This is a genomic window from Pseudomonadota bacterium (assembly GCA_030859565.1).
Lineage (GTDB): Bacteria > Pseudomonadota > Gammaproteobacteria > JACCXJ01 > JACCXJ01 > USCg-Taylor.
The window spans coordinates 1-12840 of sequence record JALZJW010000112.1; the positions used below are offsets into that span (position 1 = coordinate 1).

General features: G+C 59.2%; 17 protein-coding genes and 2 pseudogenes. 9 read left to right on the top strand and 10 right to left on the bottom strand.

Annotated elements, in window-relative coordinates:
• Positions 1-144: 144 nt before the first annotated feature.
• Positions 145-486: a hypothetical protein gene (locus M3436_15165; GenBank protein MDQ3565402.1), complete on the top strand. Its 342-nt coding sequence runs from the start codon at positions 145-147 to the stop codon at positions 484-486.
• A 5-nt stretch (positions 487-491) separates the two neighbouring features.
• The gene (locus M3436_15170; GenBank protein ID MDQ3565403.1) at positions 492-779 is read left to right on the top strand and encodes a M48 family metallopeptidase; all 288 of its coding nucleotides are present in this window, start codon (positions 492-494) and stop codon (positions 777-779) included.
• Here the strand turns inward: M3436_15170 and M3436_15175 are convergent.
• Together M3436_15175 and M3436_15180 are read right to left on the bottom strand one after the other, a co-directional pair.
• Positions 760-1183, bottom strand: a pseudogene (locus M3436_15175) (transposase). The gene M3436_15170 and the pseudogene M3436_15175 sit on opposite strands and share 20 nt — an antisense overlap.
• Before the next feature lie 240 nt (positions 1184-1423).
• On the bottom strand, positions 1424-1753 hold the full coding sequence (locus tag M3436_15180) for a 4a-hydroxytetrahydrobiopterin dehydratase (protein ID MDQ3565404.1): 330 nt from the start codon (positions 1751-1753) through the stop codon (positions 1424-1426).
• A 195-nt stretch (positions 1754-1948) separates the two neighbouring features.
• On the opposite strand from M3436_15180, the gene M3436_15185 reads away from it, so the two are divergent.
• The 3 genes from M3436_15185 to M3436_15195 all read left to right on the top strand — a co-directional run bounded on the left by M3436_15185 (position 1949) and on the right by M3436_15195 (position 4074).
• Complete coding sequence (locus M3436_15185) at positions 1949-2119, top strand: hypothetical protein (protein ID MDQ3565405.1); 171 nt, start codon at positions 1949-1951, stop codon at positions 2117-2119.
• A gap of 403 nt (positions 2120-2522) precedes the next feature.
• Positions 2523-3566, top strand: a complete 1044-nt coding sequence (locus M3436_15190) for an NAD(P)/FAD-dependent oxidoreductase (GenBank protein ID MDQ3565406.1) — start codon at positions 2523-2525, stop codon at positions 3564-3566.
• A gap of 19 nt (positions 3567-3585) precedes the next feature.
• Entirely contained in the window at positions 3586-4074 is a 489-nt protein-coding gene (locus tag M3436_15195) for a DUF421 domain-containing protein (GenBank protein ID MDQ3565407.1), read from the top strand.
• A gap of 15 nt (positions 4075-4089) precedes the next feature.
• On the opposite strand, the gene M3436_15200 is transcribed toward M3436_15195, so the two are convergent.
• The 4 genes from M3436_15200 to M3436_15215 all read right to left on the bottom strand — a co-directional run bounded on the left by M3436_15200 (position 4090) and on the right by M3436_15215 (position 6105).
• Positions 4090-4407, bottom strand: coding sequence for a hypothetical protein (locus tag M3436_15200; GenBank protein MDQ3565408.1), 318 nt, complete (start codon positions 4405-4407; stop codon positions 4090-4092).
• 254 nt (positions 4408-4661) lie between these two features.
• The gene (locus tag M3436_15205) at positions 4662-4874 is read right to left on the bottom strand and encodes a hypothetical protein (GenBank protein MDQ3565409.1); all 213 of its coding nucleotides are present in this window, start codon (positions 4872-4874) and stop codon (positions 4662-4664) included.
• 282 nt (positions 4875-5156) lie between these two features.
• Positions 5157-5360 carry a hypothetical protein gene (locus M3436_15210; protein MDQ3565410.1) on the bottom strand — a complete coding sequence of 68 codons (204 nt, stop codon included), beginning with the start codon at positions 5358-5360 and terminating at the stop codon, positions 5157-5159.
• A 553-nt stretch (positions 5361-5913) separates the two neighbouring features.
• Positions 5914-6105, bottom strand: a complete 192-nt coding sequence (locus M3436_15215) for a hypothetical protein (protein ID MDQ3565411.1) — start codon at positions 6103-6105, stop codon at positions 5914-5916.
• A gap of 523 nt (positions 6106-6628) precedes the next feature.
• Here M3436_15215 and M3436_15220 point away from each other — a divergent pair.
• Positions 6629-6871, top strand: coding sequence for a hypothetical protein (locus M3436_15220; GenBank protein MDQ3565412.1), 243 nt, complete (start codon positions 6629-6631; stop codon positions 6869-6871).
• Positions 6872-6877: 6 nt separating this feature from the next.
• Positions 6878-7798 (top strand): Ku protein, encoded by a 921-nt coding sequence (locus M3436_15225; protein ID MDQ3565413.1) that lies wholly within the window; start codon positions 6878-6880, stop codon positions 7796-7798.
• Positions 7799-7803: 5 nt separating this feature from the next.
• Here M3436_15225 and M3436_15230 read toward each other — a convergent pair whose 3' ends face one another.
• The 4 genes and pseudogenes from M3436_15230 to M3436_15245 all read right to left on the bottom strand — a co-directional run bounded on the left by M3436_15230 (position 7804) and on the right by M3436_15245 (position 10876).
• Positions 7804-7983 (bottom strand): hypothetical protein, encoded by a 180-nt coding sequence (locus M3436_15230; protein ID MDQ3565414.1) that lies wholly within the window; start codon positions 7981-7983, stop codon positions 7804-7806.
• 113 nt (positions 7984-8096) lie between these two features.
• Positions 8097-9233, bottom strand: coding sequence for a DNA polymerase IV (gene dinB / locus M3436_15235; protein MDQ3565415.1), 1137 nt, complete (start codon positions 9231-9233; stop codon positions 8097-8099).
• Positions 9234-9272: 39 nt separating this feature from the next.
• Positions 9273-10373 carry a ribonuclease H-like domain-containing protein gene (locus tag M3436_15240; GenBank protein ID MDQ3565416.1) on the bottom strand — a complete coding sequence of 367 codons (1101 nt, stop codon included), beginning with the start codon at positions 10371-10373 and terminating at the stop codon, positions 9273-9275.
• Positions 10374-10390: 17 nt separating this feature from the next.
• Positions 10391-10876 (bottom strand): annotated as a pseudogene (locus M3436_15245) (DEAD/DEAH box helicase).
• A 94-nt stretch (positions 10877-10970) separates the two neighbouring features.
• Between M3436_15245 and M3436_15250 the strand changes: the two are divergent.
• Positions 10971-11225: a hypothetical protein gene (locus M3436_15250; GenBank protein MDQ3565417.1), complete on the top strand. Its 255-nt coding sequence runs from the start codon at positions 10971-10973 to the stop codon at positions 11223-11225.
• Between the two features lie 797 nt (positions 11226-12022).
• Positions 12023-12382 carry a winged helix-turn-helix domain-containing protein gene (locus M3436_15255; protein MDQ3565418.1) on the top strand — a complete coding sequence of 120 codons (360 nt, stop codon included), beginning with the start codon at positions 12023-12025 and terminating at the stop codon, positions 12380-12382.
• Positions 12383-12840 lie beyond the last annotated feature (458 nt).

A 12840-nucleotide genomic window follows, 5' to 3' on the forward strand; every position in this document is an offset into this window, starting at 1 on the left:
GCTAATTCAAGCGGTCTTCTTTTCTGATGTCCTCATCAATGCCTTTAGCTCATGTATCGACACATTGGTGAGAAATGCGGGCTAGCCAACCTTGGCCACCAAGTCGCCCGCGGCACGGTCGCTAACATTCTGAGACAGCACGGCATGGACCCCGCACCCCGGCGGGGAAAGAAGACGTCCTGGGACACGTTTCTCAATGCCCACTGGGAGGTGCTGGCCGCTGCGGATTTCTTCACCGTCGAAGTCTGGACCGTCCAGGGACTCGTCATGCACTACGTGCTCTTTTTCATCGAGCTTGCGAGGCGCTCAGTCCACATCGCTGGCATCACGATCAACCCGAACGATGCGTTCATGTTACAGGTCGCCCGCAATCTCACCGATTTATTGATCTATCGTAGTGTCCGGCTTGAGCCGGAACGTCAGCCATCGCTGCCATTCGAACCCCCTTCGTCTTTGTTCGCCATCCACGCGCCCGCAGATATGTGATTCGTGTGGCCGACGATGGAACGGTCCGGGTTACCATTCCGCGGTGGGGCTCGAAGCGCGAGGCTGCGGCATTCGCGGACCGGGAGCGAGCCTGGATAGAGAAGCAGCAGCAACGGCGTGAGCAGGAGCGCCTGCGTCCGAAACCCACGACGATATCGCCGGAAGTCGAGCGCGAACTCCGAGACCGCGCGAAGCGCGAGCTGCCCGCCCGCCTTCTGGAACTCGCCGCGCCCGCAGATATGTGTAAGCGGTTAGGTAACCGCATTCTATCGGCTAGGGAGGCGAACGGCTAATCTGTTCCGGTTTGAGGTTGAAGGGCAAGAGCGCCTCGATATCGGTGAGGGAGTTTGCCTGTGGTAGTTCCGTGAAGAGGTGACGGAGGTAGTAATAAGGCTCATGGTTATTAGCTTTAGCCGTTTCAATGAGGCCATAGAGATTGGCGCTGGATTTGGCACCGTGTACGGTATCTGAGAATAGCCACGCCTTACGGCCCAGGACGAAGGGGCGGATGGCATTCTCGACCATATTGTTATCTCGACAGCCGTCCATCCTCGAGATAGCGGATGAGTTTAGGCCACTGATGATGGAGATAGTACAGTGCTTTACCGGTTAAGCTTTCGGGTGGCACCGCCGGTAACACCGTGTCTAGCCAGGTGCGTATCGTCTCGAGCAGGGGTTTGGCTTTCTCCTGCCGCACGCGGTGGCGGTCTTCGGGCGTGGCGGTTTTCCTGGAAGGAGATGACTACATCCTCCTCATGGACGAGGCGTCTAGCTTGGGCTGTTTTGGACGCATTCGTGGCCCGCCCACTCGCCGCATAGAGCAAGACGTTGCTGTCAACGCGGCGCTAAGCACGCGTTCGAGCGTGTCAACGGTCCAGGAGGTTTTAATCGGCCAGAATGGGGCGCCCGACTTCAGCTCCATAACCGGCTCCTGTGTCTACCTGAGTTGGTCGATCTTCGCCGCAAGGACGAAATCATTTTCGGTTAAGCCGTTGGCTTTGTGTGTCCAGATTTGGATTTTCACTTCGCCGTAGGTAAGCGAGATGTTCGGATGATGGCCGATCTTTTCCGCCACCGCGCCGACCTTATTGGTGTAGGCGAGCGCCTGCTTGAAGTCTTTGAACTTGTATTCCTGCTCCAGTTGGCCCTTCACCACTTTCCATTTCGGGTTGGCGAGTTTGCGTTTCATTTCCTGGAGCCGCGTTCCCTTAAGGGCTTTTGTCGCGTTGTCGCACGGCTCGCATTTCCTGGCTGCTAGTTCATTCATACTTTGTCCTCCTGGCCCAAGGGTAGCCCGCGATGAACCCCCGGAGCAATTCAGATTAGATCTCGCGGGAAACCTTTTCATTGATCGCCACTTCATCGCCAGGCCGGCACGGGTCTTCGCCCGGGCAGATCGCCGAGGGCCGTTCGTGACGGGAAGCGGGCGCTGAGGTATTGTTTCCTTTTTTTGGAGCGCACCATGAGCAAGCCAAGCATCGCCGGGGCAGCGTCTGGGATCGGTCGCGCGACGGCCATCGTCCCGGCCCGCCACGGCGCGGCGGTGCTGCTGATATCGAAGCGGCTGGCACGGAGGATATTGCGGCGGCCATTTCTCACAATGGCGGAAAAGCGTCTGCCATCCGGGGTATAGGAAGAAACGCCCTTTTTCGTCGAAAGGAACAATAGTGATAGACCTGGGAATTGTCAATTACGCGAGTCTCGGTCCAGAATCGGGGAATTTTCGGGCCATTCATCGGCCCGAGGTACCAAATTTCAGGACCGTTTGCCGTCTCGCGCGAGCGCGGGTCAAGGTGGGAGGGTGGGCTCAGGGGGCTGAACCGGATCGAATCGGGGATCGTTTGGGATCAGGTCATTTGGAGTCGCTGCATCCTCGGCACGCCAAGCAGGCAACATCCCTGTGCCTGGCTCTCGAATGGCCGCGCCGGCGATCGAGGCGGTGCCCGGGCGCCACCCGATAAGACCGCCTACAACGATCCAGACGATGAAATTCATAACCAATCCCTCTCGTGTGCTTGAGTGTTTGAGAAAAGCCAATGAGTTACGGCAAGCAATGTGCCCACGCCCGCCAAGGCACAGGTTGGAGCGGCGACATGCGCGCTAGACCCTGGGACACCATCATCATCGGCGGCGGTCCCGCAGGCCTATCCGCCGCCTTGGTGCTCGGGCGTTGCTGCAGGAAGGTACTGGTGTGCGACGCAGGGACGCCTCGTAATTGGGCGGCGCATGAAATGCGTGGATTTCTGACGCGCGATGGCGTTGCGCCCACCGAATTTCGGACGCTGGCTCGTCAGCAACTAGCGCGCTATGACAACGTCGAGTTCTGGGAGGGCGAAGTTACCGACGTTGCCCGCGATTCGGACACTATGTTTCGCGTAATGCTGGATGATGATCGCTCGGAGTTGACGCGAAAAATGTTGATTGCAACCGGGGTCAGGGACCCATTGCCTGCGCTGCCGCGTATCGAGGAGTTCTGGGGCAAGAGTGTTCATCAGTGTCCCTATTGCGATGGGTGGGAGTTGCGGGGCGCACCGATCGCCGTCTATGGCAAGCGTTCTCGCGGGTTAGAGATGGCACGTGCGATGACGGCATGGACGTCAGACATCGCGCTTTGCACCGACGGCCACTCCGGGCTTCAAGAAAGCGAAAAAGAACACCTCTTGCGCAATGGCGTGGAGCTGATTGAGGAGCGCATCGTCGAACTTGCGGGCGACAATGGCCAATTAGACGCAGTGGTATTCAAAAGCGGCCGCAGACTGCCGCGCCGCGCACTGTTCTTCGATACACCGTGCGTGTCGCAGTCGCAGATTGCACGCAAGTTGGGTTGTCAAATTACGAAGAAGGGCGGCATTCGCTGCGGCCGCTATGAAGCCACCAGCGTTCCGGGCGTCTTTGTCGCGGGCAATATCATCAAGGACGTCCAACTGGTAATCGTTGCGGCCGCGGAAGGCACGCGCGCCGCGTTCGGCATCAACCGTTCGCTAACTCGCGAAGATTTCGATCGGCGCGCCACGGGCGTGCAGCGCGTCGAGCATCCGGCGGTCGACGACGAGGACGTTGCGCGGCGGCGGGAGGCGTGACGTGTTCGACGCAACTTAGATGCTCGACGAATTGGTGTTGCAGGCCGTCAAGGCGCTTGCGTACTACGCGGTGTTGATCGTGATCATGCGGCTGGCCGGCAAGCGGCTGGCGGGACAGACCACGACCTTTGATTTGATCGTCCTGATCACGCTCGGCGTCGTGATCCAGAGCACAGCACTACAGGACGGATGGGCCAATGCGCTTGTGTTCGTCGTTACCGTGTTCGCCGCGCACCGCGGCCTGGCCGCGTTATGCGCGCGCTCGACATGGACCCGTCATCTGGTGCGCGGCAAGCCGAGCGTGCTGGTGCGCGACGGCCGCATCATCGAGCGGGCGCTCGAGCGCGAAGGGGTGAGCCGCGAAGAATTACTGGCCGGCTTGCGCAAGCTGGGTTATGACTCGCCGGATCCGGTCAAGCTGGCGGTGCTGGAAGAAACCGGGCACATCTCAGCCGTCGGTGCGGACGATGCGAGCCCGGCGGTCACGTCGGAGCGGCGGAATCCATAACGTGCGGAGTAGCCCCTACATCCGGCGCAGCGTGTTGATCGAAGGCCTTGGTCGCATCGGGTCCACGCGTTCGGTATGCGAGCCCGCCGCATCTCCGCCGGACCAGGCGTGGCCGGCGCCGCGTATTTGCCATTGCTCGATCATGCTGGCCCCATTTACTGCAGAGTGCCTGGTTCGGCGATATCCGTAGCTCTCGTCAGTCTCATCTACCGCCTGCACACTCAACTGCAATGGCGAACCGGGACTCATCAGCCGGTGAGTTTCGATGGCGTTCTCGATCAATCGACTTGCATTGGCAGGATTGACCGTTTGATCGGCATCGCCGTGCAGCACGATCAGCGGACCTGCGCGTTTACTTGAAGCTCGGCTATCTGATCGCCGAGGCGCTCAGCCGCCGGGTCTCGGGGGTGGCGCTCAAGGATGTTGCCACAGGGTGCGTGAGGGTACTGTCGAGGCGGAGGCGGGGGGGACGGCGATAGGCTCTAGCCTCCGACTGGGGCTGTACCTATCGCCCATCGCCCCTAGCCCGCGCTCCGCTACCCTTTCCCCGTAAGCCCCAGCGGCCCGACCGCTCACGCCTGGCCCCGCTAAGCGAGGCTCGCCACGTCGCGCAGGATGCGCGACGTTTTCAACCCGCCCGGAGAGGCTAGATATTTGGGCCTCCACACCGGGTCGAGGGCCGCCGCAAACCGGCGATGGCTGTCGCTGTCCTGGAAGTGTTCGCTCTGGCGATCCATCATCCTGCCGCCGAAGAATGCCGGAGGCAATCCCTTCTCGTGGCGGGCGACGCTGCGGAACAAACGCTGTTGGAGGAGCTGGACTTGCAGTGGAAATGACGTGTGTGTGGCAAATTGCTAATTGTAGGGAAAACATCTATGACGCTCTGGCAACGGCAAGTCCCACCTATCGTCCTTTTGCAACTATGGTTCGCAAGAATCTCTCTATTCTTGAGCTGGCCCTTCCACAGCGGAAACAAGGTGAGGTTTACCAGATCGACAGCTACGGCACGGCAAGGGCGCGATTTACAGGATCTAAAGCGGTACGTGGCCGTACCAGGCGCGCCGGCCTATCCGCATTGAGTATTATTGGGGAATAATCGTATCGTCAGTATTGGATTGAGAGGGAATATCCGGTGTCGTGTTCGGCACGGGAAGGGTGCTTTCTGGAGTGGTGCTTTCGCGCGGCATTTCGGAGCTACGCATATTGCTTTCCTTCAACTCGTCGCATCCTGCAAGGATCATAGATGCAAGTACAAAGCCCGGTATGAGCCTTCGATTCATTTTCATGTTTCCTCCTATTCGCATCGCGTGGAATGATTTTCTCACCCATTTGGCCGGACGAAAATGCATAGCGAATATGCTCCGGCCGAGCAGAGCACTCGTCAACCTGTAATCCTTTGTCGGAGTTTTCTTCTCCTATCGATACTTGCTATCGACCGCCCGATCGGCCGCGGATCTGCGCTTCATATCGCTCACGGAGGGCTAACAATCGGTCCTGGTCGATAATGTGATCGCCACGCCCGTTGACAGCGGGAAGGATTACAGTCGCCGATGTAAAGTTTACACCCTGCGTTGAGCATATCTCGCCGCCCACCACCCGCGCTTGCTATCGACTGGATCGTTTCAAGGGTATTTCATTTCTTGATCCCTGTCCTCGCCCGTCGGCGGCGCATGCCCCGGCTGCACTGCGGCGGGCGGGTCGCTCGCCGGGAAGGTCTCCTCTAGCCCTTCATCCAGGATCTCCTCTTCATGCTCAAGCTCTTCCGTGCGACGAGCCCTGGAAGGTCGAAGACCGAGGCGAGGAGCCCGCAATAGCCGTCCTCTAGATGACGGCGTAGAGTCATTGAGCGAAGGCACGCACGAGCGATAGCGACGTGCAGTGCCTGAGCGCAGGACAGAGGATCGCCCCGGCGGCGATGGCCAGAACCGGACCCTGGAAATCGGGCCGTCCGGGATCGAAGGGGCTTCGGCGCAACATGACCAAGCCGCGTGCGTGCGCCCCGTTTCTACCCGACCGCGTGGCAGTTCTCATAGTTCTCCTCCTTGACCAGAGTATAAGAAAAACAAACGCCCTCCTCGTCGACAAGAAAAGTACTGTTTTGCAATGAATTGTCAAACACGCTAGTCCTCGGTCTCTCGGTCCAGAATCTGGGACCTTCGGGCGATTCGATGTCTTGCGCCCGGGGAGGGCCAAGGGGGATGGTCGGCTCAGCGGCTTAACCGGATGGGATGGGGTGTAGGATTAGGATCAGGGGCGCCAAGCAGGGTCCTTGCGCCTGCGGTTGTAAGAATTACTGAGCGAGCATCATTTAATGTGAGCACGGGCCATGTAAGCCATTGATTTAATTAAACAGCAAATAGCGGTGTCACATGGCACTTCAATTGCCCCTTCGTGAGTTCAAACCACTACGAACGACGCCTTTAAGGGGTCCAGCGTAGGATCGAGAGCCTCATGAAAAATACACACGGCCTTACCCACTATCTCGGCTTTTCGCTGAGAATAGGTCTTGGATTTCAGCTCACCACACCTCTGACATCTCCGGGGACTTTTAACTATGGCTAAATGCGAAATGTGCGGTAACGATTACGACAAGAGCTTTACCGTGACGATGGACGGCGCGTCGCGCGTGTTCGACAGCTTCGAGTGCGCCATCCATATGCTTGCGCCTACCTGCAGCCATTGCGGTTGCCGGATCATCGGCCACGGCATGGAGAGCGATGAAGACTTCTATTGCTGTGCGCACTGCGCTTCCAGCGCCGGCGCGCCCGAAATGCGGGACCGCGCGGATGAGCCTTGATGACCCATGGCACGAGGCGGAAGCAAGCGGCCAGTCTGGAAGGGCGACATCGCGTTCGGCCTGGTGAACATTCCCATCACCCTCTATCCCGGGTCAAGCGCGAGCGAGTTGGACTTCGATTTGATTGACAAGCGTGACATGGCGCCGGTGGGGTACCGACGGATCAACAAGCGCACGGGCAAAGAGATCACCGAGGACAACATCGTCAAAGGCTATCGCTACGAAGATGACCAGTACGTCATTATGAGCGATGAGGATTTCAAGCAGGCCAATGTGGAGGCGACGCAAACCGTCAACATCGTGGCCTTCGTACGAGAGGGCCAGATCGAGCCCTACTATTACGACACGCCGTATTACCTCGAACCGAGCAAACGTGCCCAGAAAAGCTATGCACTGCTGCGTGAAACTTTGCGACAGACCAAGAAGGTGGCTGTGGGGAACGTCGTGCTGCGCACGAAGCAGCATCTGGCGGCGCTGATCCCTGTCGACGCCATGCTGCTGTTGATTACGCTGCGCTATGCGCATGAAATCCGATCGACAGAAGACTTTCATTTCCCTGAGCTCGGCCTGAAGAAGGTCGCCCTCAACGAGCGCGAGATCGAGATGGCAACGCGACTCGTGGAAGACATGACCGAGGATTGGGACCCGGGGCAATATCGCGACACCTACCGCGAAGATCTGCTCGCGCGGGTGAAGGCGAAAGTCAAGGCTGGAAAATCGACTGTAGTCACACAGCCGGAAGATGGCAAAGAGCCGCGGCGCAGCGCCGAGATCATCGACCTCATGTCGTTACTGAAGAGCAGCCTCAAGGGCAAGGAAGAGGGCGACACACCGGGCAAGAAAAAGACGACCGCGCGCTCGGAATCCTCCCGTCGCCGCAACACGCGCGAAGACGCTGGATTATCACGCCGCCGGAAACGTGCTTGATTACACTAGCCTTTCCAGGACGAGATCTGTAGGGCAAGCCTGCGGGCTTGCCAGGTAACCGGCACGGTCACCCTTGGGCCATCATGCGCACTCAAGACGACCGTATCGGGACACTGAATCGATCGGCTCACTCGATCCGGTGTCCACGACCAACCGAGGCCCACCTCAACGAGGTCGCGTGACATGCGAGCGATCTGCTGGGCATCAGCGAGTTCCGCTAAATGCAGTGTTGGGCTCTGGCATTTCATTCCAATCTACCGTGGGGTATCAACCGCTGTCAGCGGCGGCGGGTCATGGCTCATATTGCGGGTCCGTCAGGGCAGACAGCGGGCGGACTGAGGTCGCCAACGTACCGCGAGGGCCTAAGCGACGTGATCCTAATCCCGAGCAAGCGTAGTTTTCGATCTAGCGCTACCCGCTGAAGACAGGTTCGCGCAGCAGCTCGGATGGTCTCCGGATCCGCCGTCGCCTCCTCTAGCGTGACGTCGCGGGTCACTGTCCGGAAATCATCATAGCGGAGTTTGATACCGATGGTCTTCCCGAGGTAACTCTTACGGCCGAGATCGCCACTGACGCGCTGGCACAGCCCCAGCAGGATGTTGGACAGGGCCGTTCGGTCACGCTTTGGATGCAAATCGTGTTCGAACGTGGTTTCGCAACTAATGGACTTGGGCTCTCGGTGGGTGACCACCGGGCGTTCATCGCGTCCGTGGGCGGCGTCAGTCAGCCAAGTCCCGTAGTGCAGGCCAAACCTCGCTACCAGTCTTGCGGGATCCGTGTGGGCCAAGTCGCCAACGGTGTGAATACCGAGTGCAGCGAGCTTTGCATTCGCCTTCGGGCCGATGCCGTTGATGCTCCGCGCCGGCAGCGGCCAGATACGGGTGGGGAGATCCGCATAGGAGAGTACCGTCAATCCGTCCGGTTTCTGCAGCTCCGAGGCGAGCTTGGCGAGGAGCTTGTTGGGTGTGATCCCAATGGAGCAAGACAAACCGGTTGCGCGTCGCACGTTGGCCTTGATGCGGTGAGCGAGTTCTACGGTGACACCTGGAACGTTGGTCAGATCGATATAAATCTCGTCGATGCCACGGTCTTCAATTTCCGGTGCGATTTCGGCGACGGCCGCTTTGAATAGCCGCGAGTAATGTCGATACTGTTCGAAGTCCGCCGGCAGCAGGATCGCATCAGGCGCGAGTCTGGCGGCTTTCATGATGCCCGTGCCTGAGTGGACGCCGAATGCCCGCGCCTCATAGGTCGCGGTGGTGACGACACCCCGCCCAACATAATCACGAAGGCGAGGAAAGGTGTCCCCCGTCCGGAGGTGCCCGTGATGCCGACCGCCAATCACCGCTGGCAAGCCTCTCAATTGTGGATAGCGCAATAGCTCCACCGATGCATAAAAGGCATCCATGTCCAGATGGGCGACTCGTCGCTGCATCAAACCGCCGATGGGGTGAGGGGGAAAGTAGCGCGGAGACTAGCTGCTTGCGTTTATCCGCTCAATCAAGCGTGCTTGACGGCGATGGTGTTGCCGATCATCCGCTTGTACCTGCAACAGTCGGCTGCTCCATAGCAGGGCTGTCGGATGATCTCGACACACGTGTTCATAGTACTTCGCTAAGCGTTCCATCGCTAGGGCATGATCCTCATGAGCAAGTCGCGTCCAGATCTGCACGGCTTCCCGCCAAGCCCGGCGTTGCCGATGCAAATCGGCTAGCTCCATGAGCCCCGCCGCATCAAGTTCGTCGGATCGGTCGCATAAGTACTGATAAGCAATGGCGTCGTGACCTCGTTGGCGGAAAACGCGCGCAATGGCGTGTGTATCGGACTCCGCAAACCCGGGTTCGGCATAGACGCGGACCAACCTGGAGAGTAAGCCCGTCAGCGTTATCAAATCCAGCAAGTTGTGATGCAGGATGCGCGGCACCTCGGTGAACGTTCCCGTGCGTACAAACGCTGCCCATGCCTCGGGCACAAGGTGGCCCGGCAAATCATCTTCTCGTTCAAAGGCGAGCAATTCGCGTTCGGCGGTCTGCAGACGGCAATCGGGCCAACGGCTCCCGAAGGCGCGGCGCGTGGGATGCAAGAGATCCAGGTGTTTTATTACCGCAAGGGGTTCCGCGAGGCGCGCTAGGCGGTAACGGGTGGTGAGGAGTGGCACATCGAAGGCCTTACCGTTGAAACTCACCAAATGCCGTGCCTGGCCATACCAGCTACGTGCATCTTCCAGTAAAGCGGCTTCGCCCCGAAAGCCCGTGAGGAACCATTGGCATACGTGCAGCTCATCGCCATCGATGCGCGCGAGTCCTAATAAGAACGGTAGCGTCCCCGTGCCTCCCGCGAGGCCCGTGGTTTCGGTGTCGAGAAACAAGAGTTCGTGGGGCTCAATGGCGTCACCGCCAGTAATTAGGGAGAATCGCGTAAACGCCGCTGCCGAGACTCTCTCCCACCCGGGTACATGCGCCAGTAATCGACGCTGCTCGATACGGATCAGTCCGGGTGCGAAAGCCTGCCCCTGCAAGCGTGCAGCGACTTCGTGGTCATCGGTGCATTCACGCTTCGTGTGGGTCGCTTGCACGGTGAGACGTCCCGAGTGCGCACCGCTTTGCGGGCGTCGCCTGGGGTATCGCCGTCGAAGGTATACGCGCGGACGCCTAAGCCACCGGCCTGATTGAGTTCCAGAATTTCAGCGACTTGATCTTGCGATAGGGCTTTGGTCGGAAATAGGTAGAGCGACTTGGCTTGGTCCTGGAGCGCCGCCTGGAGTACCGGCAAGTTATAGCAAAGCGTCTTCCCAGAAGCCGTCGGCGTGACGATCACCGTCGGCTTTCCTTGCGCAACTAAGTCCCAAGCCTCGCGTTGATGTCGGTAGAGGCGCTCTATGCCGCGCTTATGCAGCGCCGTGACGAGCCGCAGATCTAGCTCCGGGGGAAATTCGGCATACCGACCTTCTCGAGCGGGGATGACGCGTTCTCCGGTGATCCGGCCAGCGTATTTGCGTTTGAGGCCTGCGATGAAGGTGTCGACGCTAAGGGGGCGCGGGCTGGTAGGATCCGTTGGCTGCTCGGCGAGGTTACGCATGGCTGTTCTCAAATGGTTCTTATTTGTGAGAATATAAGAGGGCGCGTTTCGTTCGGCCTTTCTGATCAAGGCCGGGCTGGCCAAAGAGGCCTTTGTGGCTACGGGCGTCGTGTCAGCGGTGATCGTCGACGCGGTGCGTCTGGTCGTGTATGGCGTCACTTTCCTGGCCGAACACTTCGCCCGGTCACAGGAACTGGTGATTCCCGTCGCGGTGGGTATAGCGTGTGCCTTTATCGGTGCGGTTTTTGGCAAGCGGCTGCTGCGCAAGATCACGCTGCGTGCGGTGCAGGTCGTTGCGGCGGTGATGATGCTGTTGGTGGGTGGAGGGCTGGCCGCGGGATTGATCTGAGCGGCCTTTGCCGGTCATGGCGAATGCCGATGCCACGCCCTTGGAATTCGTGGAAAAAAATGCCGGGTGATCTTAGACAACCCGGTGGTGCCGACATGGACGGGTAGCGCTGTGCGTGTGGCGGAACTTCGGAGCGGGCATGAAGATGAGTCAGGCAGTGAATGCCGGTACTTGACTTCTCCTACTGGGCGCCGTGGCGCTGTTGGCCGGTTGGGAAACGCGTTGGAGGGAAGGCAAGGTAAACAGTTTACTCTGCAGACAACCTACCAAAATGCGTTACTGCTACCTTGATTCTGGGTGGTTGCGAACGTCTGGTTTCCGGAAATCGAGTCTACTTTCGCGACGGCAACATCAGATCGATATTCGACCTTCATCACCGATGGCAGTGTTATCTCTCTCGTGCGCATACGTCTGGTGGCGCCCATCGCGAGCTTGACCCAAGCGAGGGCAAGGGTTCAGGCATGTGTAACATGGGTTCCGTCTCTTCTGCCTCTTCACACTCCTCCCCAAGCGCTATGAGCGCCGCAGCGTCCTCACGGCGACCGACCGAGTAGTTCACCACAGCGTGGTGCTCGACCTCTACCCGGAGCGCCGCACGCTCGAGCGCTGGTTGGAGAAACAGATCTGATCGGCGCGCGCTCCACGCCCGGAACGCCATGGCTCGAACGGTCTTCGTTCCTGCGGAATATTGACAGGTAAAAACCGCCTCGGCGCGGACCACGCCGCATTGATTGAATGGCAATAAGCTCGCATAATCTCCCGACGATTAACAGACGAACCATTCGAAAGGAGGCGGTGTGGCAAAACTTCCGATTCGACTCAAGCGCAACACTGAGGAGCCACTCGAGGCGCAAGTGGTGCGGCAGATAAGCGAATTCATCAAGAGCGGTAAGCTTAAACCCGGGGCGGCGCTGGCCTCGACCCAATCGCTCGGTGCGCAACTTGGTATCAGCCGTGAAACGGTGAGACGGGCTTACGTGCAGCTTCGGGAAGCGAAGCTGATAGAGCGTGAGGAAAAGCGGGGGTACCAGGTGCGGGGGAGCAACGCGAGACAGATCCCGGCGGTCAAAACGCCCCTGGCAACGAAAGCGCATCCGGTCACAAAAGCGACTCGGCCTCGCGCGGCAAAAAGCGCATCGGCGGCGCAGCGCACCTAGTCTCGAACGCCTGGCCGGCGCGATCGCATCGGGGATCCTGAAGGTGCCGCCCACTCGCCTCGGTAAGCAGTCGTGCTCCCTGGACCGTTTCATCCCCCTGAACGGGATGCGCTTCATGCGGTCGATTTCAAAAACGGCGTCAGGGAGGTGCTTGAGGCCACGCCGGAAATCCACTCCTTCGCGCTGCTCGCCTAGCGTTGCCCTAGAGTGAGGAGGAGTCTGAGCCGCGGCGATTTAATCCCAAGGATGAACGAGGCATCCTCTCAGCTGCTTCGTAAGGCGTACACGACGCACTTCCTAAAATCGAGCCCATAAAGCGGGGCGTGCCGAGAACGGTGGTGGCCGCTCTCGGAAACACAAGATATGAGAGCAAACCCCCGCCGCACACAGGCTACCCAAGGATACTAGGGCGACGGCACGTAGACGCAGCACGGTGCTATGGGGAAAGCGGCCAGGAG

Excerpts from the sequence above, each read along its gene's own strand:
- M3436_15165 (MDQ3565402.1), top strand. The coding sequence starts at position 145 with ATGGACCCCGCACCCCGGCGGGGAAAGAAGACGTCCTGGGACACGTTT.
- M3436_15180 (MDQ3565404.1), bottom strand. The coding sequence starts at position 1,753 with ATGAATGAACTAGCAGCCAGGAAATGCGAGCCGTGCGACAACGCGACA.
- M3436_15185 (MDQ3565405.1), top strand. The coding sequence starts at position 1,949 with ATGAGCAAGCCAAGCATCGCCGGGGCAGCGTCTGGGATCGGTCGCGCG.
- M3436_15190 (MDQ3565406.1), top strand. The coding sequence starts at position 2,523 with ATGAGTTACGGCAAGCAATGTGCCCACGCCCGCCAAGGCACAGGTTGG.
- M3436_15195 (MDQ3565407.1), top strand. The coding sequence starts at position 3,586 with ATGCTCGACGAATTGGTGTTGCAGGCCGTCAAGGCGCTTGCGTACTAC.
- M3436_15210 (MDQ3565410.1), bottom strand. The coding sequence starts at position 5,360 with ATGAAAATGAATCGAAGGCTCATACCGGGCTTTGTACTTGCATCTATG.
- M3436_15215 (MDQ3565411.1), bottom strand. The coding sequence starts at position 6,105 with ATGAGAACTGCCACGCGGTCGGGTAGAAACGGGGCGCACGCACGCGGC.
- M3436_15220 (MDQ3565412.1), top strand. The coding sequence starts at position 6,629 with ATGGCTAAATGCGAAATGTGCGGTAACGATTACGACAAGAGCTTTACC.
- M3436_15225 (MDQ3565413.1), top strand. The coding sequence starts at position 6,878 with ATGGCACGAGGCGGAAGCAAGCGGCCAGTCTGGAAGGGCGACATCGCG.
- M3436_15230 (MDQ3565414.1), bottom strand. The coding sequence starts at position 7,983 with ATGTCACGCGACCTCGTTGAGGTGGGCCTCGGTTGGTCGTGGACACCG.
- dinB (MDQ3565415.1), bottom strand. The coding sequence starts at position 9,233 with ATGCAGCGACGAGTCGCCCATCTGGACATGGATGCCTTTTATGCATCG.